General features: G+C 71.4%; 1 pseudogene. It reads left to right on the top strand.

Going from position 1 to position 255, the window contains the following annotated elements:
• Nucleotides 1–255: pseudogene (locus tag ACPYOG_RS20010) on the top strand (heparinase II/III domain-containing protein); the annotation flags it as partial.

Here is a 255-nt window from a genome sequence, read left to right as displayed (position 1 = left end):
CCTCTGCGAGCAGAGCTCGTGGTGCTGGCCCGCGCACGACGACGTGTTCGCCCGGCACGGCTCGGTCGTTCCGGTGGCGGACGACCCCTTCATCGACCTCGGCGCCGGCGGGGCTGTCGCCCAGCTCGCGTGGGCCGACAAGGTGCTCGGAGACGCCCTCGACGAGCGCTACCCGGTTCTGCGTGCTCGCATCCGGTTCGATGCGTCCCGCCGGGTCTTCCTACCGTTCCTCACCCGCCGCGACTGGTGGTGGAT

Source organism: Leifsonia sp. HAY1-4F (assembly GCF_056755275.1).
The sequence above is the reverse complement of the archived record's forward strand: the minus strand, read 5'-3'. Positions and strand labels throughout refer to the sequence as shown.